The organism is Bradyrhizobium sp. CFUWI (assembly GCF_056429085.1).
The window spans coordinates 35,010-60,949 of sequence record NZ_JBWJZE010000022.1; the positions used below are offsets into that span (position 1 = coordinate 35,010).

General features: G+C 64.9%; 15 protein-coding genes. 11 read left to right on the forward strand and 4 right to left on the reverse strand.

Translation table 11 applies throughout. The features are described 5' to 3' along the window. Positions 1-29: 29 nt before the first annotated feature. A complete protein-coding gene (locus AC066S_RS32275; RefSeq protein ID WP_126255139.1) occupies positions 30-1,973 on the reverse strand; it encodes a PrkA family serine protein kinase in 1,944 nt (647 codons plus the stop codon). 251 nt (positions 1,974-2,224) lie between these two features. Next, positions 2,225-2,770: a hypothetical protein gene (locus AC066S_RS32280; RefSeq protein ID WP_478271512.1), complete on the reverse strand. Its 546-nt coding sequence runs from the start codon at positions 2,768-2,770 to the stop codon at positions 2,225-2,227. Between the two features lie 195 nt (positions 2,771-2,965). On the opposite strand from AC066S_RS32280, the gene AC066S_RS32285 reads away from it, so the two are divergent. Genes AC066S_RS32285 through AC066S_RS32310 form a run of 6 tightly spaced genes read left to right on the forward strand, consistent with a single transcriptional unit; the run spans position 2,966 to position 10,467 of the window. Further along, positions 2,966-5,815: a bifunctional transaldolase/phosoglucose isomerase gene (locus tag AC066S_RS32285; protein ID WP_478271513.1), complete on the forward strand. Its 2,850-nt coding sequence runs from the start codon at positions 2,966-2,968 to the stop codon at positions 5,813-5,815. A gap of 12 nt (positions 5,816-5,827) precedes the next feature. After that, positions 5,828-6,823: a phosphogluconate dehydrogenase (NAD(+)-dependent, decarboxylating) gene (gene gnd / locus AC066S_RS32290; protein WP_478271514.1), complete on the forward strand. Its 996-nt coding sequence runs from the start codon at positions 5,828-5,830 to the stop codon at positions 6,821-6,823. Positions 6,824-6,850: 27 nt separating this feature from the next. Next, on the forward strand, positions 6,851-8,362 hold the full coding sequence (zwf, locus tag AC066S_RS32295; protein WP_126255135.1) for a glucose-6-phosphate dehydrogenase: 1,512 nt from the start codon (positions 6,851-6,853) through the stop codon (positions 8,360-8,362). Further along, entirely contained in the window at positions 8,362-9,111 is a 750-nt protein-coding gene (gene pgl, locus AC066S_RS32300; protein WP_478271515.1) for a 6-phosphogluconolactonase, read from the forward strand. The genes zwf and pgl overlap by 1 nt, the downstream gene beginning before the upstream one ends. Then, complete coding sequence (locus AC066S_RS32305) at positions 9,098-9,646, forward strand: gluconokinase (RefSeq protein ID WP_478271516.1); 549 nt, start codon at positions 9,098-9,100, stop codon at positions 9,644-9,646. Before pgl ends, AC066S_RS32305 begins: the two co-directional genes overlap by 14 nt. Before the next feature lie 8 nt (positions 9,647-9,654). Then, a complete protein-coding gene (locus tag AC066S_RS32310) occupies positions 9,655-10,467 on the forward strand; it encodes an HAD family hydrolase (protein WP_478271517.1) in 813 nt (270 codons plus the stop codon). Between the two features lie 260 nt (positions 10,468-10,727). On the opposite strand, the gene AC066S_RS32315 is transcribed toward AC066S_RS32310, so the two are convergent. Both AC066S_RS32315 and malQ read right to left on the reverse strand, forming a co-directional pair. After that, the gene (locus tag AC066S_RS32315; protein WP_478271518.1) at positions 10,728-12,530 is read right to left on the reverse strand and encodes a glycoside hydrolase family 15 protein; all 1,803 of its coding nucleotides are present in this window, start codon (positions 12,528-12,530) and stop codon (positions 10,728-10,730) included. 31 nt (positions 12,531-12,561) lie between these two features. After that, positions 12,562-14,523 carry a 4-alpha-glucanotransferase gene (gene malQ, locus AC066S_RS32320; protein WP_478271519.1) on the reverse strand — a complete coding sequence of 654 codons (1,962 nt, stop codon included), beginning with the start codon at positions 14,521-14,523 and terminating at the stop codon, positions 12,562-12,564. A 205-nt stretch (positions 14,524-14,728) separates the two neighbouring features. Here malQ and AC066S_RS32325 point away from each other — a divergent pair, with 205 nt between their 5' ends. Genes AC066S_RS32325 through treZ form a run of 5 tightly spaced genes read left to right on the forward strand, consistent with a single transcriptional unit; the run spans position 14,729 to position 25,940 of the window. Beyond that, positions 14,729-16,675: a maltotransferase domain-containing protein gene (locus AC066S_RS32325; protein ID WP_126255128.1), complete on the forward strand. Its 1,947-nt coding sequence runs from the start codon at positions 14,729-14,731 to the stop codon at positions 16,673-16,675. Between the two features lie 10 nt (positions 16,676-16,685). Continuing rightward, the gene (treS, locus tag AC066S_RS32330; RefSeq protein WP_478271520.1) at positions 16,686-19,976 is read left to right on the forward strand and encodes a maltose alpha-D-glucosyltransferase; all 3,291 of its coding nucleotides are present in this window, start codon (positions 16,686-16,688) and stop codon (positions 19,974-19,976) included. Further along, the gene (gene glgB, locus AC066S_RS32335; RefSeq protein ID WP_478271521.1) at positions 19,969-22,107 is read left to right on the forward strand and encodes a 1,4-alpha-glucan branching protein GlgB; all 2,139 of its coding nucleotides are present in this window, start codon (positions 19,969-19,971) and stop codon (positions 22,105-22,107) included. The genes treS and glgB overlap by 8 nt, the downstream gene beginning before the upstream one ends. Positions 22,108-22,110: 3 nt before the next feature. After that, positions 22,111-24,189: a glycogen debranching protein GlgX gene (glgX, locus tag AC066S_RS32340; RefSeq protein WP_126255125.1), complete on the forward strand. Its 2,079-nt coding sequence runs from the start codon at positions 22,111-22,113 to the stop codon at positions 24,187-24,189. Then, positions 24,186-25,940 (forward strand): malto-oligosyltrehalose trehalohydrolase, encoded by a 1,755-nt coding sequence (gene treZ / locus AC066S_RS32345; protein WP_478271522.1) that lies wholly within the window; start codon positions 24,186-24,188, stop codon positions 25,938-25,940. Before glgX ends, treZ begins: the two co-directional genes overlap by 4 nt.

Here is a 25,940-nt window from a genome sequence, read left to right on the forward strand (position 1 = left end):
GGCACTTTACCATTCGCCTCCCATCCGCCTCAACCGGCCTGCTTCACGCGCATGTACCATTCGACGAGCCGGCGAACCTGACGCTCGGTGTAGCCACGCTCCACCATGCGTGCGACGAACTCGCCGTGTTTCTTCTCCGTCTCGCCGTCCTTCTTCGACCCGAAGGAGATGACCGGAAGCAGGTCCTCGACTTGCGAGAATATCCTCTTTTCGATCACGTCGCGAATCTTCTCGTAGGAGGTCCAGGCCGGATTTTTGCCACCATTCTGGGCCCGCGACCGTAACGAGAATTTGACGACCTCGTTGCGGAAGTCCTTGGGGTTGGCGATGCCCGCCGGCTTCTCGATTTTCGTCAGCTCCTGGTTCAAAAGCTCGCGATCGAGCAGCTGGCCGGTGTCGGGATCCTTGAAGTCCTGGTCCTCGATCCAGGCGTCGGCATAGTCGACGTAGCGATCGAACAGGTTCTGGCCGTAATCCGAGTAGGATTCCAGATAGGCCTTCTGGATCTCGTTGCCGATGAACTCGGCATAACGCGGCGCGAGATCCGCCTTGATGAATTCGAGATAGCGCTTCTCGACTTCCTCCGGCAGCTGCTCCCTGCGGATCGCCTGCTCCAGCGCGTACATCAGATGCACGGCGTCGGCTGCAACCTCCTGCGGATCGTGGTTGAAGGTCGCAGCCAGGATCTTGAAGGCGAAGCGGGTGGAAACACCGTCCATGCCCTCGTCGACGCCCGCGGCGTCGCGATATTCCTGGACGCTGCGCGCCTTCGGGTCGGATTCCTTCAGGCTCTCGCCGTCGTAGACCCGCATCTTGCCGAACAGGGTGGAATTCTCGTGCTTGCGCAGGCGCGACATCACCGAGAACCGCGCCAGCGTCTCCAGCGTCGACGGCGCGCAGGGCGCCGCGGCGAGCTCGGAGCCCTGGATCAGCTTCTCGTAGATCTTCTGCTCTTCGGTGACGCGCAGGCAGTACGGCACCTTGATCACGCAGATGCGGTCGATGAAGGCTTCGTTGTTCTTGTTCGCCTTGAAGCTCGCCCACTCGGCCTCGTTGGAATGCGCCAGGATCACGCCGGTGAACGGGATCGCGCCGATATTCTCGGTGCCGATGTAATTGCCCTCCTGCGTCGCGGTCAGCAGCGGGTGCAGCATCTTGATCGGCGCCTTGAACATCTCGACGAACTCGAGCACGCCCTGGTTGGCGCGGTTGAGGCCGCCGGAATAGCTGTAGGCGTCGGGATCGTTCTGGGCGTAGGTCTCGAGCTTGCGGATGTCGACCTTGCCGACCAGCGAGGAGATGTCCTGGTTGTTCTCGTCACCGGGCTCGGTCTTGGCGATGGCGATCTGGCGCAGCCGCGACGGCTGGATCTTCGCGACCCGGAACTGGGAAATGTCGCCGCCGAAGGCTTCCAGCCGCTTGTAGCACCACGGGCTCATCAAGCCGGTGAGACGCCGGCGCGGAATGCCGTATTTCTCTTCCAGCATCGGGCCGAGCTGTTCGGGATCGAACAGGCTGAGCGGGCTCTCGAACACCGGGGAGAGTTCGTCGCCGGCCTTGAGCACGTAGATCGGATGCACTTCCATCAGCGACTTCAGCCGCTCGGCGAGCGAAGACTTGCCGCCGCCGACCGGCCCGAGCAGGTAGAGGATCTGCTTGCGCTCTTCGAGGCCCTGCGCCGCATGACGGAAGAAACCGACGATGCGCTCGATGGTTTCTTCCATGCCGTAGAACCCGGCGAAGGCCGGATAGGTCCGGATCGTGCGGTTCAAAAAAATACGGCCAAGGCGTGGGTCCTTGGCCGTGTCAATCGTCTGGGGTTCACCGATCGCTGCTAGCAGTCGTTCGGCCGCGTTCGCGTATTTCATGGGATCGCTTCGACACGATTCCAGATATTCCGCCATCGACATGTCGTGCTGGCTTCTCGCCTCGAACGACCGAGCGAAAGCGTTGAATAGAGAATCGTTGTACATGATCCCTCTCCGCGTGAGTTCCGCTACAAGCTGAAACGAAAGCAGTTACCGGACCGTTCCTCAGGCCATTTCGAATCAGCGTGAGCACATGACGATCATTGGACACCCGGGTGCCGACACGACGCAACGCACAACGTAGGCACTCATTGAGTTACGAACAGGCACATGCCCGTAATTTGTGCGAATCTTCGTCTATATTGGCTCATTTCCAGAAAATGTCACTTGCTCGCAACATCCGGGCATTACCGGGGTTACGCGTTCATCCGGCGTTGCAGCATAGCGATCCGCCGGCGGCGATCTTGTGACGCTTGTACGGCGAAGCCTTGAGCATCTTGGAAAGCCGCGTTCATCTTCCTGATCGAATCCCGGGGCAGAAATTCACGGCCGATGCCGAGATCGCGGATGCCGACGGGATTGACCACGGCCACCGCGCCGCGCTGGGTGGGGAGCATCCGGATCAGCCCGATCGTCATCAAGGCGAGCGCCACGACGCCGGCATGTCCGGCCATCGTGCCGTATTCGCCAAGACCATCCCACCAGTCGAAGCCGAGGGTCGCACTGAGCACGGTCATGGTAAAGCCCGCCGCGACCAGCAGTCGCAGCATCCTCCTTGGGCTGAGTTCGAGATCGTGCGATCGGTCGAGAGAGCCGGCCTGGGCGCCCGGCGGCGGAGTGTTGGCGACAGCGATCGCCAAGCTTTCGATCGCCAGGCTTTCGATCGCCAGGCTTTCGATCGCCAGGCTTTCGATCGCCAGGACTTCGTGACGAGCGTGCACGCTCTCCCCCAGCACGGCCATTCGCGACCCCAGCGACTTTTTGCGCGACAACCTCTACTGCCGCCCGGATCGCCATGATCGCGACGGAGTTACACTGGAGGGTATGACGGCTGTACCCTTGATTGGTTCCCTCCCGGGAGCAGGTAAGCTAGAGGATAGCGCGTCAGGACCGGCGCGGAAACCCCTCGCCCGCAGGCTTGGAGATAAATAAGCATCATGAATCCCGTCAAAGAGCTGGAAAAGCACGGACAAGCCGTCTGGCTGGACTTCCTGGCCCGTGGCTTCATCGCCAAGGGCGACCTGAAGCGGCTGATCGACACCGACGGCGTCAAGGGCGTCACCTCCAATCCCTCGATCTTCGAGAAGGCGATCGGCAGCTCGGACGAATACGATGCCCCGATCGGCAAGGCGCTGAAGCGCGGCGACCGGACGGTGGCCGCTTTGTTCGAGGCCGTCGCGGTCGAGGACATCCAGAACGCCGCCGACGTGCTCCGCCCGGTCTATGACCGCCTCAAAGGGGGTGACGGCTATGTCAGCCTGGAGGTCTCGCCCTATCTCGCCATGGACACATCGGGCACGGTCGCCGAAGCGCGGCGGCTGTGGAAGGACGTTGATCGCAAGAACCTGATGGTGAAGGTGCCGGCGACGCCCGAGGGCCTGCCGGCGATCGAGACGCTGATCGGCGACGGCATCAGCATCAACATCACGTTGCTGTTCTCCAGGGCGGTCTACCTCCAGGTGGCCGAAGCCTACATCGCCGGTCTCGAGAAATACGTCGCCGGTGGCGGCGACCCCGCGCATGTCGCGAGCGTGGCGAGCTTCTTCGTCAGCCGCATCGACTCCGTGGTCGACAAGCAGCTCGACGACAAGATCGCCCGCGCCAACGACCCGTCCGAGAAGGAGCGGCTCGCCGCGCTGAAGGGCAAGGTCGCGATCGCCAACGCCAAGGTTGCCTACCAAGACTACAAGCGCCTGTTCTCGGGCCCGCGCTGGGACAAGCTCGCCGCCAAGGGCGCCAAGCCGCAGCGCATGCTGTGGGCCTCGACCGGCACCAAGAACAAGGATTACAGCGACGTCCTCTATGTCGAGGAGCTGATCGGCCCGGACACCATCAACACGGTGCCGCCGGCGACGCTGGACGCGTTCCGCGACCACGGTAAGCCGCGCGACAGCCTGGAGGAGAACGTCGATGAGGCGCGGCGCGTGCTCGAAGAGCTGGAGCGCTCCGGCATCTCGCTCGACGCCATCACCGAGGAGCTGGTCAAGGACGGCGTCAAGCTGTTCGCGGACGCCGCCGACAAGCTCTACGGCGCGGTCGCCCACAAGCGCGCCACCGTGCTCGCGCCGGCGCTTGATCGGCAAGAGCTCTCGCTCGGCGACGGCCTCGGCAAGGCCGTGGCCAGGAGCACGGAGGAATGGCGGGCGTCCGCCAAGATCCGCAGGCTGTGGCAGCGCGACAAGTCGGTGTGGACCGGCGCCGACGAGGACAAATGGCTCGGCTGGCTCGACAGCCCCGCCAAGGCCGACATCGCCGATTACGAGGATTATGCGGGCCGCGTGAAGGGCCAGAAATTCTCCGACGCCGTCGTGCTCGGCATGGGCGGATCGAGCCTCGGCCCCGAGGTGCTGGCCGAGACCTTTGGCAAAAAGCCCGGCTTCCCGAAGCTGCATGTGCTGGATTCGACCGATCCGGCCGAGGTCCGCGCGATGGAGGCGAAGATCGACATCGCCAACACCGTGTTCATCGTCTCGAGCAAGTCCGGCGGCACCACCGAGCCGAACGCGATGAAGGACTATTTCCATCAACAGGTTGCCAAGGCGGTGGGTGCGAAGGTGAAGACCGGCCACCGCTTCATCGCGGTGACCGATCCCGGCTCCTCGCTGGAGAAGGCGGCGAAGAAGCTGAGCTATGCCCGCATCTTCCATGGCGAGCCCTCGATCGGCGGCCGCTATTCGGTGCTGTCGCCGTTCGGCCTGGTGCCGGCGGCAACGGCCGGTATCGACGTCAAGACCTTCGTCAAGCACGCGCTCTCGATGGCCCGCTCCTGCGGACCGGACGTGCCGCCGAGCGAAAACCCGGGCGTGCAGCTCGGTCTCGCCATGGGCCTCGCCGGCCTCGAGGGCCGGGACAAGGTGACGATCCTGGCCTCGAAGAAGATCGCCGATTTCGGCGCCTGGGCCGAGCAGCTCATCGCCGAATCGACCGGCAAGGAAGGCAAGGGCCTGATCCCGATCGAGGGCGAGCCGCTGGGCGATCCCTCGGTCTACGGCAACGACCGCTTCTTCATCGACATCCGCATCGAAGGCGAAGCGGACGCCGCCCACGATTCCAAGCTCGCCGCGATCGAAGCGGCCGGCCATCCCGTGGTGCGCATCGTCATGAAGTCGATCGACCATCTCGGCCAGGAGTTCTTCCGCTTCGAGATGGCAACCGCCGTGGCGGGCTCGATCCTCGGCATCAACCCGTTCGACCAGCCGGACGTGGAAGCGGCCAAAATCAAGACCCGTGAGCTCACCGCCGCGTTCGAGAAGACCGGCGCGCTGCCGGAAGAGCAGCCGGTGATCAGCACCGACGAGGCCGACCTCTACACCGACGAGGCCAACGCGACAGCGCTGCGCGCCGCCGGCGCCAATGGCGACCTCACCTCGTGGCTGAAGGCGCATCTGTCGCGCTCGGGCCATGGCGACTATGTCGCGCTGCTCGGCTACATCGCGCGCGACAAGGCGACGATCGATGCGCTCCAGACGATGCGGCTCGAGGTGCGCGAGAAGCGGCACGTCGCGACCTGCGCCGAGTTCGGGCCGCGCTTCCTGCACTCGACCGGACAGGCCTACAAGGGCGGACCCGACAGCGGCGTGTTCCTCCAGATCACCGCCGACGATGCCAAGGACCTCGAGGTGCCGGGCCAGAAGGCAAGCTTCGGCGTGATCAAGGCGGCCCAGGCGCGGGGCGATTTCGACGTGCTGACCGAACGCGGCCGGCGCGCGCTGCGCGTGCACCTCAAGGGCGGGCTCAAGACGGGCCTCGCAGCGCTCAATGCAGCGCTCAACGATGCGCTGAACTAGGGAATATTGCCAATGCAACTCGGCATGATCGGCCTCGGCCGGATGGGCGGCAACATCGTTCGCCGCCTGATGCGCCAGGGACATTCGACCGTGGTCTACGACAAGGACGCCAAGGCCGTCGCGGGTCTTGCCGCCGACGGCGCAGTCGGCTCCGCCTCGCTCGAGGACTTCATCTCGAAACTCGAGCGGCCGCGCACGGCCTGGGTGATGCTGCCGGCCGGCCACATCACCGAGGCGACGATCGACACGATCGCCGGCGTGATGCAGGAAGGCGACGTCATCATCGACGGCGGCAACACCTTCTGGCAGGACGACGTCCGCCGCGGCAAGGCGCTGAAGGCCCGCGGCATCCACTATGTCGACGTCGGCACCTCGGGCGGCGTCTGGGGCCTCGACCGCGGCTATTGCATGATGATCGGCGGCGAGAAGACCGTGGTGGACCGGCTCGACCCGATCTTCGCCGCGCTTGCGCCCGGCGCCGGCGACATTCCACGCACGGAGGGACGCGAGGGACGCGATCCCCGCATCGAGCAGGGCTACATCCACGCCGGCCCCGTCGGCGCCGGCCATTTCGTCAAGATGATCCACAACGGCATCGAATACGGCCTGATGCAGGCCTATGCCGAAGGGTTCGACATTCTCAAGAACGCCAATATCGAGGCCCTGCCGCCGGATCACCGCTACGATTTCGACCTCGCCGACATCGCGGAAGTGTGGCGGCGCGGCAGCGTGATCCCGTCGTGGCTGCTCGACCTCACCTCGACCGCGCTCGCCGACAGCCCGCAGCTGTTGGAGTATTCCGGCTTCGTCGAGGATTCCGGCGAAGGACGCTGGACCGTGAATGCCGCGATCGACGAGGCAGTACCGGCCGAAGTCCTGACCGCCGCGCTCTACACACGTTTCCGTTCCCGCCAGGAACACACCTTCGCCGAGAAAATTCTCTCCGCGATGCGCGCGGGATTCGGCGGCCACAGGGAGCCGAAGCAGCCGGGCACGAAGCCGAAATAAGACGTAACAAGCGAAGGCTCATCATTCGTGACAAAAGATCCGCAGCCAAAGCGCAAGCCTGAGAATTGCGCCTTCGTCATCTTCGGCGTGACCGGCGACCTGACCCATCGGCTGGTGATGCCGTCGCTCTACAATCTCGCCGCCGAGAACCTGTTGCCGGAAAAGTTCTGCGTCGTCGGCGTCGGGCGCAAGAGCCAGTCGGATGACGAGCTGCGCGACAGCCTGATGAAGGGCTTACGCGAATTCGCGACGCGGCCGGTCGACGACGACGTCGCAAGACAGTTGCTGCAATGCGTCACCTTCGTCGAGGCCGATCCGAAGGACCCGCCGTCGTTCGACCGCTTGCGCGAGCATCTGGACTCGCTGGAGTGCTCGCAAGGCACCGGCGGCAACCGCCTGTTCTATCTTGCCACCCCACCGGCCGCGTTCGCGCCGACCGCGCGCGAGCTCGGTCGCACCGGTTTGACGAAGGAGAACGGCGCCTGGCGGCGGCTGGTGATCGAAAAGCCGTTCGGCACCGACCTCGCTTCGGCGCGCGCGCTCAACGCCGAGCTCTTGAAGATCATGGATGAGCACCAGATCTACCGGATCGATCATTATCTCGGCAAGGAGACGGTGCAGAACATCCTGGTGCTGCGCTTTGCCAACGGCATGTTCGAGCCGATCTGGAATCGCAATCACATCGACCACATCCAGATCACGGTGGAGGAGAAGCTCGGTGTCGGCCATCGTGGCGGCTTCTACGATGCCACCGGCGCGCTCCGCGACATGGTGCCGAACCATCTGTTCCAGCTGATGTCGCTGGTCGCGATGGAGCCGCCCGCGCGTTTCGATGCGCATTCCGTGCGCTCCGAGAAGGCCGAAGTGCTCACCTCGATTCAGCAGCCGAGCCGGGAGGAAGCCTTAAGAAATTCGGTGCGCGCGCAATATCTCGCGGGGCGGATCGGCGACGAGGAGATCCCGGACTATCGCAAGACCGAGGACGTCAAGCCCGGCAGCACCACCGAAACCTATGTCGCGCTGAAGCTGATGATCGACAATTGGCGCTGGGCCGGCGTGCCGTTCTATCTGCGCACCGGCAAGGCGCTGGCGCACAAGCGCACGGAAGTTGCGATCAAGTTCAAGCAGGCGCCGCTTTCGATGTTCTCGGGCACGACGATCGACCGCCTGTCGCAGAACTTCCTGACCATCGGCATCGCACCGACCGAGACCATCGAGCTGCAGTTCAACGCCAAGATCCCGGGGCCGAGCGTCACCATCGACGGCGTCGAGATGAAGTTTCGCTATGGCGACTATTTCCGGGCCGATCCCTCGACCGGCTATGAGACGTTGATCTACGACTGCATGATCGGCGACAACATCCTGTTCCAGCGCGCCGATGGCATCGAGGCCGGATGGCAGGCGGTGCAGCCGTTCCTGGACGCCTGGAAGAGCGCGGGCACCAACGGCATCGAGACCTATGAAGCCGGCAGCGACGGGCCGAAATGCGCCGACGAGCTGCTGCGGCGCGACGGGCGAAGCTGGCGGAAGTTTTCGTGATGGCCGCGGCGGCCCAGCCGAAGCTGATCGTGGAGGCCGACGCCGAGGCTCTGGCGCGGGCCGCGGCCGAGCGGGTGATGGCACGGATCGCGGCCAATCCCGGCCGCATCGCCATTTGCCTGACCGGCGGCTCCAGCCCGAAGAAGCTCTATCAATTGCTCGGCAGCGAGGCCTGGCGCGGCAGGATCCCGTGGCAGCGCGTGCACTGGTTCATCGGTGACGAGCGCTTCGTCCCCGCGAGCGATCCCCTCAACAACATGGCGGTCGCGCGCGCGACGTTTCTCGACCGCAACGCAGCCTCGAGCCACATTCACCCGATTCCGACCGCGACCGAGACTCCCGAGCAGAGCGCCGAAGTCTATGCGCGCGAGCTGCGAGCCTTCTACGGCTCCGAGAGCCTCGATCCCTCGCGGCCGCTGTTCGATTTGATCCTGATGGGCGCGGGACCGGACGGCCACACCGCTTCGCTGTTTCCCGGCTTCCCCGAAATCGAGGAGAGCGAACGCTGGGTCGTTGGGGTGCCCAGGGCCAATGTCGCGCCTTTTGTGCCGCGGGTCTCGCTCACCCTGCCCACTTTGGCGTCCTGCCGCGAAATGCTGTTCGAGATTGCCGGGCACGACAAGCAACCGATCTTGACGCGCCTCCTCAATGGCGAGACTTTGCCGGCCTTGCGCGCGCGCTCGACTGGCGAGACCGTCTGGCTGGTCGATAGGGCCGCGCTTCCGGAGGGCATTCGTGGGCCGCGTTGAAGCACCTTGTGCATTGATCGTGATGGGCGTGTCGGGCTCGGGCAAGAGCACGATCGCCGAAGCGCTCGGCCAGCGGCTCGGCTGGCGCTTCGAGGACGGCGACAGCTTCCATCCCGCCAGCAATGTCGAGAAGATGCGGGCCGGCCACCCGCTCACCGACGAGGACCGCTGGCCCTGGCTCAATGCCATCGCCGACGAGATCGGGCGGGTCTGCGGACGCGGCGAGCACATCATCATCGCCTGCTCGGCGCTGAAGCACGTCTACCGCGACGTGCTGCTGCGCGGGCGCGACGACGTCCGCTTCGTCTTCCTGAAAGGCACAAGGGAGCTGATCGCCGAGCGGCTCGCGCACCGCAAAGGCCATTTCATGCCACCCGGGCTGCTGACGAGCCAATTCGAGACGCTGGAGCCGCCCGAGGCGGGCGAGCACGTCATCACCGTTTCGATCGACGAAACCGTCGAGGCGATCGTGGACGGCATCGTACGGCAACTGAAACTGGGGCGGCACGAACCGCTGAGGCGCGAGAAACGTTAGGTCCTGTCATGACGCAAATCTCACTCGTGGTGTCCGACGTCGACGGCACGCTGCTGACCAAGGACAAGACGCTGACGGACCGCGCGAGGAGTGCGGTGCAGCGGTTGCACAAGGCCGGCATCGGCTTCACCATCACGTCCAGCCGTCCCGCGATCGGCATGCGCTTCCTGATCGAGCCGCTGGCGCTCTGGCTTCCGGTCGGTCCTTTCAACGGCTCCTCGATCGTCGATCCGGAGATGCGGCCGATCGAGCAGCATCTCATCCCTGCCAGCGCCGCCGAGCGCTCCTTGCAGATCCTTCGCGAGTTCGGCGCCGACATCTGGCTCTTCACCACCGATCAATGGCTGATCGACAATCCAAGCGGACAATACGTCGCGCATGAGCGGCACACGATCCGCGCCGACCCCACCATCGTGACGGATTTTTCGCCCTACCTCGCAAGCGCCTGCAAGATCGTCGGCGCCAGCGCCGACGCTGCCCGCCTCGCGGCTTGCGAGAAGGCGATGCAGGAGGCGCTCGGCCACGAAGCCAATGCGGTGCGTTCGCAGACCTACTATCTCGACATCACCCCGCCCGGCTTCGACAAGGGCACGTTCGTCGCGGCGATGGCCAAGCGCCTGGGCATTGCGACCGCTGCCGTCGCCACCATCGGCGACATGCAGAACGACCTCGCGATGTTCGCCGTCAGCGGCACCTCGATCGCCATGGGCAACGCCGCCGACAACGTCAAGGACCAGGCTACCCACGTCACTGCCACCAACGAGCAGGACGGTTTTGCCGAGGCGATGGAGATGATCCTGAAGCGGAATGGGGTGGGCTGAGCTTCGATAGCTTCGGCACTGCTGCATGTGGGAAGAACTCAGCGCGATTCGTGCTTGTGGCCATTCTTCGAGACGCCCGCCATTGGCGGGCCCTCAGGATGAGGACCGAATGCGTTGCGCTAGTTCCAACGAGTACCGATGCCGCTTAGCCTCATCCTGAGGAGACCGCGAAGCGGTCGTCTCGAAGGACGAGGCGCGCGCTCAGGCCGCGCAAGGCGCCACATCGATAGCGGGGACGGAACGGAAAGAGAGCGCCAGCTTCACTTCGACCGCTGCATCGCCGGCTTCTCGCTCTTCTGCCTTGCCGCGGAGAGATTGTGCGCGGTGTTGACCAGCGCGATGTGGGTCAGCGCCTGCGGAAAATTTCCGGTCTGGCGCCGGGCGACTGAATCGTATTCCTCGGCGAGCAGCCCGACGTCGTTCGCGATGCCCGCCACGCGGTCGAACAGGCCTTGCGCCTTGTCGAGATCGCCTGACAGCACATGAGCATCGGCCAGCCACAATGTGCAGGCCAGGAACGCGCCTTCGAGCGGCGGTTGCCCGGCGGGCAACTCGTGCGGATCGTGCCGCAGCACGAAGCCGTCGCGCATCAGGCGTGTCTCGACCGCCGCGATGGTGCCGCGGATGCGCGGATCGGACGCCGGCAGGAAACCGACGGCCGGCAACAGCAGAACGCTGGCATCGAGCAGCTTCGAGCCGTAGGACTCGACGAAGGCGTTTTCGTCCGCATCGAAGCCGTTGTTGCAGACGTCGCGATGAATGGACTCGCGCAGGGCCTGCCAGTGCAGCAGCGGTGCCTTGAAGCCGAAGGTCTCGGCACTCTTGATGCCGCGATCGAAGGCGACCCAGGTCATCACTTTGGAGAAGACGTAATGTTTCGGCTGGCCGCGCCGCTCCCAGATGCCGTGATCGGGCCGGTCCCAGACCTCGGCGAGATGGTTGAGCACGGCGCATTCCAGCCCCCATGTCGTTTCATCGTCGAGCTTGAGCTTGGCCATGCGGGACTGGTGGAAGGCGTCGATCAACTCGCCGTAGACGTCGAGCTGGAGCTGCGCATGCGCGGCGTTGCCGATGCGCACCGGCTTTGCGCCCTCATAGCCGTCGAGCCAGCCGGCCTCCCATTCCAGCAGCCGCCGCTGGCCCCAGATGCCGTACATGATCTGCATGTTCGCCGGCGAGCCGGCGGCGGCGCGCAGCAGCCAATTGTGCCAGGCCAGGGCTTCCTCGGTGTAGCCCGAGTTCATCAGCGCCAGCAGCGTGAAGGTGGCATCGCGCAGCCAGCAGAAGCGGTAGTCCCAGTTCCTGGTGCCGCCGAGCTTTTCCGGCAATGACGTGGTCGGCGCCGCGACGATGCCGCCGGTCGGGGCGAAGGTCAGCGCCTTCAGCGTGATCAGCGAGCGCATGATCAGATCGCGATAGTCGCCATCGCGGGTGCAATGGCCGCACCAATCCCGCCAGAACGTCTCGGTCTCCTGAAGCGCGATTTCCGGATCGATCGGCGCGGGCGGCGGCAGATGCGAGGGGCCATAGGTCAGCACGAAGGGTACGGTCTCGCCCGCCCTCACCTCGAAGTCGGAGACCGTGGTCAGATCCTCGCCGCGGGTCTCGACCGGCGTGCGCAGCACCGTCATGTCCTGGCCGGCGATTGCCATCAGGGAATGGTCGATCCGCCGCACCCAGGGAATGTCGGCGCCGAAGCCGAAACGGATGACGAGCTCCATCCGCATCTTCACCGTGCCCTTGACGCCGCGCACCAGCCGCACGACGTCGGATGCCTTGCCGCGCGGCGGCATGAAGTCGATCAGCGCAACGGTGCCGCTCTCCGTCTCAAAACGCGTTTCGAGGATGAGCGTATCGCCGAGATAACGTCGCGACGTCTTGGTGACGTCCCCGCTCGGCGCGATCAGCCAGCGGCCGTTCTTGTGCGTGCCGAGAATGGCGGCAAAGCAGGCGTCGGAATCGAAGGCCGGCCAGCACAGCCAGTCGATCGAGCCGCTGCGCCCGACCAGCGCCGCGGTCTCGCAATCGCCGATCAGCGCATAGTCCTCGATCCTCTGAGACAATGTCGTGCGAGCCTCGAGATGCCCCGGCCGATCAACTCCCGCCGTTCAACGAACGTTCCCGCGTTGCCGCTCGCAAGGCCGTGAGGTTGACTTTCGAGGCGATCTTGTCGAGTGCGACGGGAAGACGCTGGCGCCAGTTCGGATGTTCGTCGATCGTTCCGGGAATGTTGGGCTGGTCGATCACGCCGAGCAGATCCTCCATCGACACCGCGAGCAGCCGCGACGGCGTGCGCGACAGGAAGGCGAGCACCGAATAGAGGTCATTGGCCTTGATGCCGTTCTGGCGCAGGATCTCGTCGAGCCTGCCGAGCGCATCCCAGCGCGCCTGGTCGTTCTCGCCGGGATCGAGCCCGAGCGAGCGCTTCATCTTGAGGTCGCCGAAGGAGCGCCAGCCGGCATAGGTCGACAGGTCATGCGTATTCAGCGTGACCAGCGCATTGGGCCGGTAATGCTCGACGTTGCGGAAGCGGCCGGTCTCGTCGCGCTCGAACATCATGACTAGATAGGACCAGATGCCGAAATCCTGCATCATCTCGCGGAAACCTTCCGGCACGGTGCCGAGATCCTCGCCGATCACGATGCATTTGTGGGCCGCGCTCTCGCGTGCCACGACGCCGAGCAGCGCCTCGAACGGCATCTGCACATAGGCGCCGTTGTCCGGCTTGAAGCCGCGGGGCACGAGGTAGAGCCGCTTCAGGCCGAGCACGTGATCGAGCCTGATCGCGCCGGCATGGCGCATCGAGGCCGCCAGCATGTCGGCGAACGGCACGAAGGATTGCGCCTCGAGGCCGCCGGCGTTGAAGCCCGCAAGGCCCCAGTCCTGGCCGATGGTGTTGAGCACGTCGGGCGGGGCGCCGACGGCAAGATGGCGGGAGATCGCCATCTGCTCATTCCAGGCATCGAAGCCGTTGGACTGCACGCCGACGGCGACGTCGAGATAGAGCCCGACGCGCATGCCGAGCTGGCTGGCGAGCTCCTTGGCGGCATGCAGCTGGCTGTCCGCCGTCCATTGCACGAATTCGACGAATTCGACCTCGCGCTTGTCGGGTCCGTTGCGCAGCCCGGCGCATTTGGCCTCGTCCGGTTGCTGCCATTGCGCCGGCCATTCCCACCATGGCGCGGCGAAGCGATGGCGCAGCACCTCGAAGCAGGCGAAGCGGGACAACAACGGCCCGCGGGCGGCACGGAAGGCGTCGAACGCCTTGCGGCGCGCTTGGCTCGCGCTCGCCACGAAGCTGTTGAAGGCGGCGCGCAGGCCGAGCCATTTCAACGCCGCCATGTCGGCGTAAGGCACGCGGTCGCCTTGGCGCAGACGGGCAGCGGTCGCCGCCGCGTCGGGCACGAGGTCCGCCGAGAATTCGGGAATGGCCTCGACGTCGATATAGAGCGGATTGAGAAACAGCCGGCTGTTCGGCGAATACGGACTGCAATCGGACGGATGGTCGTCGAACAGAACGTGCAGCGGATTGAGCCCGACGCCGTCGGCCCCGAGCTGCTTGGCGAGCCGGACCAGATCGGCGAGGTCGGTGAAGTCGCCGATGCCCCAATTGCGGTCCGAACGGACGCCGTAGAGCTGCACGGCGAGCAGCCAGCCGCGGTCGAAATCGCCGCCGAAGGCCCGCTCGGGCGCCACGATCATCGACACCTCTTCGGTCACACCTTCGGCATCGGTCAGCGTCAACCGGTGATAACCGAGCGGCAGGCCGGCGGGCCAGGCGATCACGGGCTCGCGCGTCTCGCCTTGGGCTGTCGACTTGCCGTTTGCGGTCAATTTCCATTGCAGCGGCGGCGCGCCGATGGCCGCCAATTCCGTGCGCGGATGCCCGAGCGCGCGAACCACGACCGGCCCGTTGACGAAGCGGTAGACCCGCTTTTCCGGCAGGGCGTCGAGGATGGACCTCAGGGCCACAGGGTCGGTGACCCGCAGCTTTCCGAGCGCATCAATGAATTCGGATTGAACGCCCTTGATCCGGGCTTGTGCTAAAAGATCCATACGGCACGCAGCTTGCAGGCCATTCTGTGGCCGGGGGCATCGATTTTAACGAGGCAGCGGAAGACGTTAGTCTGGGTCAACTCACAAACCATACCTGCCGTTCCCAGGGGGAACTAATGACACACAAGCGGCTTTCTATATAGGTATCAAGCGTAGGTTCCCGACAAGGGAAACGGGCCCCTGCTTTCTTGTCAATGGCATCACCGTGAACAAGACAATTCAAACTGTCGAAAGTGCCGCAGCCGGCAGCGCTTTCCTCGTCGAGGACGTCTATCCCGCGATCGATTGCGGCCGCTTCGCCGTGAAGCGGATCGCAGGCGATCGCGTCGAGGTGTGGGCCGATGTCTACCGCGATGGCGACGCCGTGATCGGGGCCGCGCTGCTCTGGCGCCCCGAGCAGGACCGGGATTGGCGACGCGAGCCGATGATCCATCACGGCAACGACCGCTGGTCCGGCGCTTTCACACCGGTGGAGCCCGGCCAATATTTCTATGCGATCGAGGCCTGGACCGACGAGTTCGCCACCTGGTCCCACGGCATCGCGCGCAAGCAGCGAACGGGCGCCGATGTCAGCCTCGACGCGCTCGAGGGTGCCAGCCTCCTGACCAAGGCCCACGGCGCGCCGCAGGCCGCGGCGACGATCATCGTCAGACAATGCGAGGATTATCTTCAAACCGGCGATGTCACCTCGCTGCTGGCGACCGAGCTCGGCAATGCCATGGCCGAGAGCCAGTCCCGTCCCGACCTGACCCGCTCGCAGTCCTTCCCGCTTGTCGTCGACCGCGACAGAGCGCGGTTCGGCGCCTGGTATCAGATGATGCCGCGCAGCCAGAGCCCGATCCCCGGCGGGCACGGCACGCTCCGCGATTGCATCGCGCGCGTGCCCGACATCGCGGCGATGGGATTCGACGTGCTCTATTTCACGCCGATCCACCCGATCGGCCGCAGCCGCCGCAAAGGCCGCAACAATGCGCCGGTGGCGAGCGAAGGCGAACCCGGTTCGCCCTACGCGATCGGCGCCGCCGAGGGCGGCCACGACGCGCTGCATCCCGAGCTCGGCACCATCGAGGACTTCCGCGCGCTGGTCGCGACCTGTCTCGAATACGGCCTCGAGCTGGCGCTCGACTTCGCGGTGCAATGCTCGCCGGACCATCCCTGGCTGACGCAGCATCCGGAATGGTTCAAATGGCGGCCGGACCGCTCGGTGCGGACGGCGGATGGCCCCTATTCCGACATCGTGATTCCCGATTTCGCCTCGGTCGACCGCATCGGCCTGTGGAACGCCTTTCGCGACGCCATGCTGTTCTGGATCGACCATGGCGTCACCATCTTCGCCATCGACAATCACGACACCGCGCCGTTCGCGTTCTGGGACTGGCTGATCGGCGACATCCGCCGCCGGCATCCCGAGGTGATCCTGTTCTCCAAGACGTTTGCGCGGCCAAAGCTGATGAAGGGCCTCGCCAAACTCGGCTTTGCGCAGTCCTTCACCTATTTCCCCTGGCGCACGTCGAGGGCGGAGCTGGAGCAATATCTCGGCGAGCTGACGCGCTATCCCGAGCGCGACTTCTATCGTCCGAATCTGTTCGTCAACACGCCCGACCTGCTGCCCTATCATCTCCAGAGCGGAGAAGCCTGGGCGTTCAAGTCGCGCGTTGCGCTGGCGGCCACGTTGTCGGGCAGCTACGGGGTTTACAGCGGGTTCGAGCTGCTCGAACACGAAGCGATCCCAGGCCGCGAGGAATATCTCGATTCCGAGAAGTACCAGATCAAGCAGCGCGACTGGGACCAGGCCGGCAACATCAAGTCCTACATTGCCGACCTCAACCGCATCCGCAACGACAACGCCGCGCTCCAGCAAACGGCGAATTTGCGTTTTCTGGGCGTCGAAGACGGCGAGACCATCGCCTTCGTCAAGGAGGCGGCTGAACCCGCCAACACCATCGTAACCGTGATCGCACTCTCCGGCCGGTTGCGCGAATGCTGGCTGCCGCTCGGCGACGTCACCGTTGACGCCGGCGGGCAGCGTCACCATGTGACGACACTCGAAAACCTCGTCACCGGCGAACGGTCCCGCATCGAATGGGGCGGGATCAGGTTGCGTATCGATCCCGACCGCGATCCGGCGCTCTTGTTCCGCTGCCTGGCGTAAGGGGCACGCCATGAATGTTCTATCTTCCGTCGACACCCAGAAGGCCGAGGCTGCCGAGATCGTGGACGAGCTCTGGTACAAGGACGCCATCATCTATCAGCTGCATGTCAAGGCCTTCGCCGACAGCAACAATGACGGCATCGGCGACTTCGCCGGACTGACCGAGAAGCTGCCCTATCTGCAGGAGCTCGGCGTCACCGCGCTGTGGCTGCTGCCGTTCTACCCCTCTCCGGGCCGCGACGACGGCTACGACATCGCCGACTACGGCGCGGTCAATCCCGATTTCGGGACCATGAAGGACTTCAAGCGCTTCATCCAGGAGGCGCAGAAGCGCGGCTTGCGCGTCATCACCGAGCTCGTGGTCAACCACACCTCGGACCAGCACAAATGGTTCAAGCGCGCGCGCCGCAGCCATCCCGGCTCGAGCGCCCGCAACTGGTATGTCTGGAGCGACACCGACCAGAAATACCAGGGCACGCGCATCATCTTCACCGACACCGAGAAGTCGAACTGGACCTGGGACCACGAGGCCGGCGCGTTCTACTGGCACCGGTTCTTCTCGCACCAGCCGGACCTCAATTTCGACAATCCGCGCGTGGTCAGCGCGCTCATCCAGGTGATGAAGCGCTGGCTGGACGCCGGCGTCGACGGCTTCCGGTTGGATGCCATTCCCTATCTCTGCGAGCGCGAGGGCACCTCGAACGAGAACCTTCCCGAGACGCATGCCATCATCAAGCGCCTGCGTCAGGAGCTCGATTCCTACTCCAAGGGCAAGCTGCTGCTCGCCGAGGCCAATCAATGGCCGGAGGACGTGCAGGAATATTTCGGCCGTGGCGACGAGTGCCACATGGCCTATCACTTCCCCTTGATGCCGCGCATCTACATGGCGATCGCGCAGGAGGACCGCTTCCCGATCACCGATATCCTGCGTCAGACGCCGGACATTCCGGCGAGCTGCCAATGGGCGCTGTTCCTGCGCAACCATGACGAGCTGACGCTGGAGATGGTCACCGACGTCGAGCGCGACTATCTCTGGACCACCTACGCCAACGACCCCCGCGCCCGCATCAATGTCGGCATCCGCCGGCGCCTCGCGCCGCTGATGGACAACGACCGGCGCAAGATCGAGCTGATGAACTCGCTGCTGCTGTCGTTCCCCGGCACGCCGATCATCTATTACGGCGACGAGATCGGGATGGGCGACAACATCTATCTCGGCGACCGCAACGGCGTGCGCACGCCGATGCAGTGGAGCCCGGACCGCAACGGCGGCTTCTCGCGCTGCGACCCGGCACGCCTCTACGCGCCGCTGATCATGGATCCGGTCTACGGCTACGAGTCGGTCAACGTGGAGGCGCAGTCGCGCAGCCTGTCGTCGCTGCTCAGCGCCACCAAGCGGCTGATCGCGGTCCGCAAGTCGACGCTCGCCTTCGGCCGCGGCACCATGACCTTCATCCGCCCGGCCAACCGCGCCGTGCTGGCCTATGTCCGGCAATATCGCGACGAGGTGATCCTCTGCGTCGCCAATTTGTCGCGCGCCGCGCAAGCCACCGAGCTCGACCTGTCGCCGTGGAAGGACCGCATCCCGCAAGAGATGCTCGGCCGCACCCGCTTCCCCGCGATCGGCGAACTGCCCTACATGATCACGCTGGGACCCTATGGCTTCTACTGGTTCCAGCTTCAGGAGCGCGACAAGTCCGAGCCGGTGACGCCGCGCGCGGTGCCGGAATTCGAGACGCTGGTGGTGCCGGTGAATTCGAACTGGGTGTCGCTGGCCCGCGAGCGCGGCGTTTTCGAGCGCGACGTGTTGCCGGGATTCCTGTCACGCACAAGGTGGTATCCCGAGCACAATCCCAAGCACATCAAGACCTTGCTGACCTCGGCCGTGCCGTTCTGCGACATCGGCGACAACCGGCCCTGGATCGCGTTCTTCGAGACCAAGCAAGACGTGGCGACACGCTACGTGATGCCGCTCCAGATCGAGTGGGTGCGCTTCGACCGCGAGCGCTTCAACCCGAAGGCACTGGCCGCCGTGCGCCAGGGCGCGCGCGAAGGCACGCTGCTGGACGTCGCGACCGACCAGATCTTCATCGGCCTGTTCCTGCGCAATCTGTCGCAGAATCTGGTCGTGGAGGAGAACAATCTGCGGCTCGAGTTCAAGGCCACCAGCCGCTTCGCCGATTACACCATCAAGGAGCCCGAGCGCATCCGCGCGATCGAGCAGTCCAACAGCACCGCTCTGGTCGACAACCAGTACGTCGCCAAGATCTACCGCCGGCTCGAAGGCGGTGTCAGCCCCGAGATCGAGATCGGCCATTATCTCACCGAGGTCGCGCGCTTCGCCAACACGCCGGCGCTGCTCGGCAGCGTCGAGCTGGTCGAAGGTGACCAGCGCAGTGCGCTCGGCGTGCTGCATGCCTATGTCGAGAACCAGGGCGACGGCTGGACCGTGACCACGGGCTATCTCGATCGCTATATCGACGACCAACGCGTCGTCCCGATAGGCGAAGCGCTGCGCGAGACCCAGGAGCAAGCGCTTTATGTGCACTTCGTCGCGCAGATCGGCCGGCGGCTCGGCGAACTGCATGTCGCTCTGGCCGCGGCAGAGCCGGTCGAACTCGCTCCGGAGCCGATCGACTCCGCTTACGTCAAGCGGCTCGTATCCGACCTCAAGGCGCGCGCCGAGCGGGTTTTCGAAAGGCTGGCCGAGAGCCGCGAGGGCCTACGGGAGGCGGACCGGCCGCTGGTCGATCGGCTGACGGAGGCGCGTAGGCTCCTCTCCGACCATCTGAGCGGGCTCTTGCCATCCGGGATCGGTGGGTTGAACATCCGTCATCATGGCGACTTCCGGCTCGGGCAAACACTGATCGTGAAGGACGATATCTTCATCATCGACTTCGACGGCGATCCGCGTGTGCCCTTGGCTGCCAAGCGGCGCAAGGCGCCTGCCGCCCGCGATGTCGCTGGCCTGATCCATTCGATTCATGTTTCGGTCAATGCCGCCCTCAATCGCGCACCGACCGGTGCCTCCGAGGAGCACGAGCGGCTCGCGGCCGCGCTCGACGAATGGCGCGAGCGTGCCACCGCAACCTTCCTGTCCGCCTACCGCGAAGCCATGACCGATCAGCGGCTGTGGCCGGAAGAGCCGAGATCCAGCGAGGGATTGCTGCGGTTTTTCCTGCTTGATCAGGCCTTCAATGACGTAGAGTACGAGCTGTCCCACCGGCCTGAGGGGCTCCATGCGCCGCTGACCGGACTGCTTCGCATTCTGTCCAGTACCGAGAGCGAAGCCCATGCCTAAACTTCCTGCCGAGGCCTATGCGATCATTGAGGGCCGCCACTCCGACCCCTTCCACTATCTCGGGCTGCATCCCGAGGGCGGCAAAAGCGTGGTGCGCGCGTTTCTGCCCGAGGCCTCCAACGTCGAGGCGGTCGGCGAACATGGCGAGGTCGCGCCGCTCGACCGCGTGCACGATGCCGGGCTGTTCATCGGCAATCTGCCCAACGGCTCGAAGCACTACCAGTTGCGCGTGAAATTCGGCAACAACGTCGTCGAATTCGAGGACGCTTACCGCTTTCCGCCGATCCTGACCGATTTCGACCTCTATTTGCTCGGCGAAGGCACCCACCAGCGGCTCTATGACAAGCTCGGCGCCCATCCGATGCGGCTCGAGGGCATCGACGGCATCGGCTTCGTCGTGCTGGCACCGAACGCACGGCGCGTTTCCGTGGTCGGCGATTTCAATTTCTGGGACGGACGGCGCCATCCGATGCGGGTGCGCGGCGCCGGCTATTGGGAATTGTTCATCCCGCACGCCAAGGCCGGCGATCATTACAAGTTCGAGATCATCGGGCCGCATGGCCACCTGCTGCCGCTGAAATCCGATCCGATGGCGTTTGCGAGCGAAGTCCGTCCGAAGACGGCCTCCATCGTGTTCGACGAGGCCCATCTGCCGCGGCCGCGTCCTGCGCCGGACGGTATCAACGCGCTGTCGGCACCGATGTCGATCTACGAGGTCCATCTCGGCTCGTGGCGGCGCAAGAACGGCGGTGAATGGCTGAGCTATCGCGAACTGGCCGAGCAGCTGCCGGCCTACGCCCGCGACATGGGCTTCACCCATCTCGAATTCCTGCCCGTGAGCGAGCATCCGTTCGACGGCTCGTGGGGTTATCAGCCGACCGGCCTCTATGCGCCGACCAGCCGTTTCGGGACCCCCGAGGATTTCGCCGTCCTGGTCGATGCCTGCCACCGCGAGGGCGTCGGCGTGCTGCTCGACTGGGTGCCGGGTCACTTCCCCGACGATCCGCACGGGCTCGGCAGTTTCGACGGCACCGCGCTCTACGAGCACGCCAACCCGCTCCAGGGCCGCCACCTCGACTGGGGCACGCTGATCTACAATTACGGCCGCACCGAAGTGACCAACTTCCTGGTGTCGAACGCGCTGTTCTGGATGGAGCGCTATGCCATCGACGGGCTGCGTGTCGATGCCGTCGCGTCCATGCTCTATCTCGACTACAGCCGGCCACCCGGCGCGTGGATCCCGAACCAGTATGGCGGCCGGGAAAACATCGAGGCGATCGATTTCCTGCGCCGCTTCAACACCGAGGTCTTCGCCCGCTTCCCGCAGGCGACCACGGCTGCGGAGGAATCCACCGCCTGGCCGCAGGTCTCGCGTCCGGTCGAGTTCGGCGGGCTCGGCTTCGGCTACAAGTGGAACATGGGCTGGATGCACGACACGCTGAACTACATCAGCAAGGATCCGATCCACCGCAAATACCATCACGACGAGATCCTGTTCGGCCTGCACTACGCATTCTCGGAAAACTTCATCCTGCCGCTCTCGCATGACGAGGTCGTGCACGGCAAGCGATCGATCCTCGGCCGCATGCCCGGCGACGAGTGGCAGCGCTTCGCGAATTTGCGCGCCTATTACAGCTTCATGTTCGGCCATCCCGGCAAGAAGCTCCTGTTCATGGGCGCGGAAATCGCGCAGAGCCGCGAATGGAATCACGACCAGTCGCTCGACTGGCACCTGCTCGAATACAAGTGCCATTCCGGTACCCAGGCGCTGATCCGGGACCTCAACCGCCTCTATCGCGCGGTGCCGGCGCTGCACCAGATGGACTGCGACCAGGCCGGCTTCGAATGGCTGATCACGGATGACGCCAACCGCAACGTGTTCGCCTGGCTGCGCAAGGGATTTGACGAGCACGCGCGCTGTCTCGTGATCGTCAACTTCTCGCCGAACGTCTATCAGAACTATCGCGTTCGCGTGCCCTTTGCCGGCAAGTGGAAGGAAGTGCTCAACTCGGATTCCGCCCATTATGGCGGCAGCAATGTCGGTAATATCGGCGAAGTCCATGCCGAGGGCGGCGAGCTCCGCCTCACCATTCCGCCGCTCGCCGCGATCTTCCTCGTTCCGGAAAGCTGACACATGCGCCTGACTGCCGGATCGCCTGCACGCCTCGGCGCAAGCTGGGACGGACGCGGCACCAATTTCGCGCTGTTCTCCGCGAACGCACAGAAGGTCGAGCTCTGCCTGTTCGACACGCAAGGCCGCCGCGAGCTCGAGCGCATTGAGCTGCCCGAGAAGACCGAGGACGTCTGGCACGGCTATCTCAACGACGTCTCCCCCGGGCAGCTCTACGGCTATCGCGTGCACGGCCCCTACGAGCCCGAGCACGGCCATCGCTTCAACGCCAACAAGCTGCTGCTCGACCCCTATGCCAAGCGGCTCGCCGGACGCCTGGTCTGGAGCGATGCGCATTTCGCCTATCGCACCGGAAGCCCGCGCGAGGACCTGTCCTTCGACCGGCGCGACAACGCGCGCGGCATGCCCAAGGCCGTCGTGGTCGACGAGACCTTCAACTGGGGCCGCCGCGAGATCCGTCCCAACATCCCCTGGGAAGACACGATCATCTACGAGGCTCACGTCAAGGGTTTGACGCAGAAGCGCGACGACGTGCCGCCGAATTTGCGCGGCACCTATGGCGGCCTGTCCTCGCCGGCGATGATCGAGCATCTGAAGAAGCTCGGCGTCACCACGGTCGAGCTGCTGCCGGTGCACAGCTTCGTCGACGACCGCATCCTGGTGGAGAAGAAGCTGGCCAATTACTGGGGCTACAACACGCTGTCCTTCTTCGCGCCGGAGCCGCGCTACGCCCAGGACAATGCGCTCGATTCCTTCCGCACCACGGTGGCCCGCCTGCACGATGCCGGCATCGAGGTGATGCTCGACGTCGTCTACAATCACACCGCCGAGGGCAATCATCTCGGACCGACGCTGTGCTATCGCGGCATCGACAACGCCTCCTATTACTGGCTGAACCGCGAGAACCCGCGCTATTACGACGACTTCACCGGCTGCGGCTCGTCGGTGAACCTCACTCACCCGCGCGTGCTGCAGATGGTGATGGACTCCTTGCGCTACTGGGTCGAGGTCTGCCATGTCGACGGCTTCCGCTTCGACCTCGCCACCACGCTGGCGCGTGGGCCCAACGGCTTCGATCGCGGCATTTCGTTTTTGACTGCAATTCGCCAGGATCCGGTGCTGGCGACCGTCAAGCTCGTCGCCGAGCCCTGGGACCTCGGCCTCGGCGGCTACCAGGTCGGCGCATTCCCCTCGCAATGGTCGGAATGGAATGATCGCTATCGCAGCGCCATGCGCCGCTACTGGAGCGGTGAAGGCAGCCTGATCGGCGACATCTCCAGCCGGATGACGGCGTCGTCCGACCTGTTCAACCATGACGGACGGCGGCCGCGCGCCAGCATCAACCACATCACCGTGCACGACGGCTTCACCCTCGCCGACCTCTTCAGCTACAACGAGAAGCACAACGAGGCCAACGGCGAGGACAATCGCGACGGCTCCAACGACAACCACAGCAACAATTGCGGTGTGGAGGGACCGACCGACGATCCTCAGATCCTCGGCCTGCGCCGCCAGCTTCGCAAGAACGTGCTGGCCTGCCTGATGCTGGCGCAGGGCGTTCCGCTCATCCTCGCCGGCGACGAGGTCGGCAACTCGCAATCGGGCAACAACAACGCCTATTGCCAGGACAACGAGATCGGCTGGGTCGGCTGGGCCAATCTCGGCAAGGAGGGGGACGACATGGTCGATTTCGTCGCCCATCTCGCCGAGATCCGCCGCCGGTTCTCGCAGCTTCGCAGCCACCGCTGGCTCGATGGCCGCCCCGCCGACGGCGTCTCCTACGGCGCGTTGTGGCTGACGCCTGCCGGCGACGAGATGACGGAGAGCGACTGGAAATTCCCGGAGGGAAGATTCCTCTCCTACGTGATGGGACCGATGGAACCCGGCGGAGCCGCGATCTTTATCGTACTGAACGCCGCCCCCGAAGAGATCGCATTCAAATTGCCGAAGATGACCGAGTACAAGAGCTGGCAGCAGATCCTGAACACGACGGATGCCAAGCTGAACACGATCGACTTCCCGCCCGGAAGCGACAGCAAGGCGCCGCCGCGCTCCGTGCTCGCCTTCGCGGGGGCGCTATGAGGCCATCCTTCGGGGCGAAGCCGACGAAGGACGGCGTGTCGTTCCGCCTGTGGGCGCCTGGCGCGCGCCGTGTCGACCTCCTGCTCGACCGACGACACGCGATGCAGCGCCGGCAGGATGGCTGGTACGTGACCGAGATTGCCGGCCTCGCCGCCGGCAGCCCCTACAAGTTCAGGATCGACGACGAGATCGACGTGCCCGATCCGGCTTCGGCTTTCCAGCCCGACGACGTGTTCGGCCCGAGCGAGGTGATCGATCACGATGGCTTTTCATGGCGCGCGCGCGATTGGCGCGGCCGTCCCTGGGAAGAGACGGTGCTGATCGAGACCCATGTCGGCACCTTCACCTCCGAAGGCACTTACCGCGCCATGATCGACAAGCTCGATCATCTCGCCGCAACCGGCATTACCGCGCTGGAACTGATGCCGCTGGCGGATTTCGCAGGACGCCGCGGCTGGGGCTATGACGGCGTGCTATGGTATGCGCCCGACAGCGCCTATGGCCGCCCCGAAGACCTGAAGACGCTGATCGACGAGGCGCATCTGCGCGGCCTGATGGTGTTCCTCGACGTCGTCTACAATCATTTCGGCCCGGAGGGGAATTATCTCGGCCGCTATGCGCCGGCCTTCTTCACCGATGCGCACACGCCCTGGGGCAGCGCGATCGATTATCGCGTGCCGCAGGTGCGCGCGTTCGCGGTCGAGAATGCGCTGTGCTGGCTCAGCGACTACCGTTTCGACGGCCTGAGGCTGGATGCCGCCAATCACATCATGGCGGTGCCCGGCGAGCAGTCGATGCTGCAGGACCTCAGCGTTGCCGCCGGCGAGCTCGCCAAGGCGACCGGACGCCACATCCACCTCGTGCTGGAGAACGGCGACAATCGCGCCAGCCTGCTCGACGCCGCACAGGAGCCGCCGAACGGCAAATATCGCGCGCAGTGGAACGACGATTATCACCACGTCTGGCACGTGATGCTGACCGGCGAGCTCGCCGGATATTATGCGGATTATCAAACGCCGCGCCTCGATCTGGCGCGTGCGCTGGCGTCAGGCTTCGTCTATCAGGGCGAGGTCTCGGAGTTCTGGGGCAAGAAGCCGCGCGGCGAGCCGAGCGGTCAGCTGCCGCCGGCGACCTTCGTCAACTTCTTGCAAAACCACGACCAGATCGGCAACCGCCCGCTCGGCGACCGGCTCGAAAGCCTGGCATCGCCGCAGCAGATCGAAGCAGCGCTCGCGGTGACCCTGCTCGCGCCGATGGTGCCGATGCTGTTTCAGGGCGAGGAATGGGGCTCGACGGTGCCCTTCCCGTTCTTCTGCGATTTCCAGGGCGGGCTCGCCGACGCCGTCCGCAAGGGGCGCAAGCAGGAATATGCGTGGGCCTACGAAAAATACGGCGACGAAGTGCCCGACCCGCTCGATCCCGCGACGCTGCAATCGGCGGTGCTCGACTGGACCGGCCGCACGCCGCAGCAGGACGCGCGGCTTGCGCTGGTCCGAGAGCTGCTCGCGCTGCGCCGCAAGCAGATCATGCCGCGGCTGAAGGGGGCCAGCTTCGGCGAGGCCGAGGCGGCCGACAACGGCCTGCTCACCGCGCATTGGCGCATGGGCGACGGCATGACGCTGCGGCTCCTCGCCAATCTCTCGGACAAGGAGATCGCGCGTCCCGAAGCTGCCATGGGCACGCCGATTTGGGGAGAGGCAAGCGGCGACCGGCTGCAGCCCTGGTCAGTGGTCTGGCATCTCGGAGGTTAG

Excerpts from the sequence above, each read along its gene's own strand:
- glgB (WP_478271521.1), top strand. The coding sequence starts at position 19,969 with ATGCCTAAACTTCCTGCCGAGGCCTATGCGATCATTGAGGGCCGCCAC.
- gnd (WP_478271514.1), top strand. The coding sequence starts at position 5,828 with ATGCAACTCGGCATGATCGGCCTCGGCCGGATGGGCGGCAACATCGTT.
- pgl (WP_478271515.1), top strand. The coding sequence starts at position 8,362 with ATGGCCGCGGCGGCCCAGCCGAAGCTGATCGTGGAGGCCGACGCCGAG.
- treS (WP_478271520.1), top strand. The coding sequence starts at position 16,686 with ATGAATGTTCTATCTTCCGTCGACACCCAGAAGGCCGAGGCTGCCGAG.
- AC066S_RS32285 (WP_478271513.1), top strand. The coding sequence starts at position 2,966 with ATGAATCCCGTCAAAGAGCTGGAAAAGCACGGACAAGCCGTCTGGCTG.
- glgX (WP_126255125.1), top strand. The coding sequence starts at position 22,111 with ATGCGCCTGACTGCCGGATCGCCTGCACGCCTCGGCGCAAGCTGGGAC.
- malQ (WP_478271519.1), bottom strand. The coding sequence starts at position 14,523 with ATGGATCTTTTAGCACAAGCCCGGATCAAGGGCGTTCAATCCGAATTC.
- treZ (WP_478271522.1), top strand. The coding sequence starts at position 24,186 with ATGAGGCCATCCTTCGGGGCGAAGCCGACGAAGGACGGCGTGTCGTTC.
- AC066S_RS32275 (WP_126255139.1), bottom strand. The coding sequence starts at position 1,973 with ATGTACAACGATTCTCTATTCAACGCTTTCGCTCGGTCGTTCGAGGCG.
- AC066S_RS32310 (WP_478271517.1), top strand. The coding sequence starts at position 9,655 with ATGACGCAAATCTCACTCGTGGTGTCCGACGTCGACGGCACGCTGCTG.
- AC066S_RS32280 (WP_478271512.1), bottom strand. The coding sequence starts at position 2,770 with ATGGCCGTGCTGGGGGAGAGCGTGCACGCTCGTCACGAAGTCCTGGCG.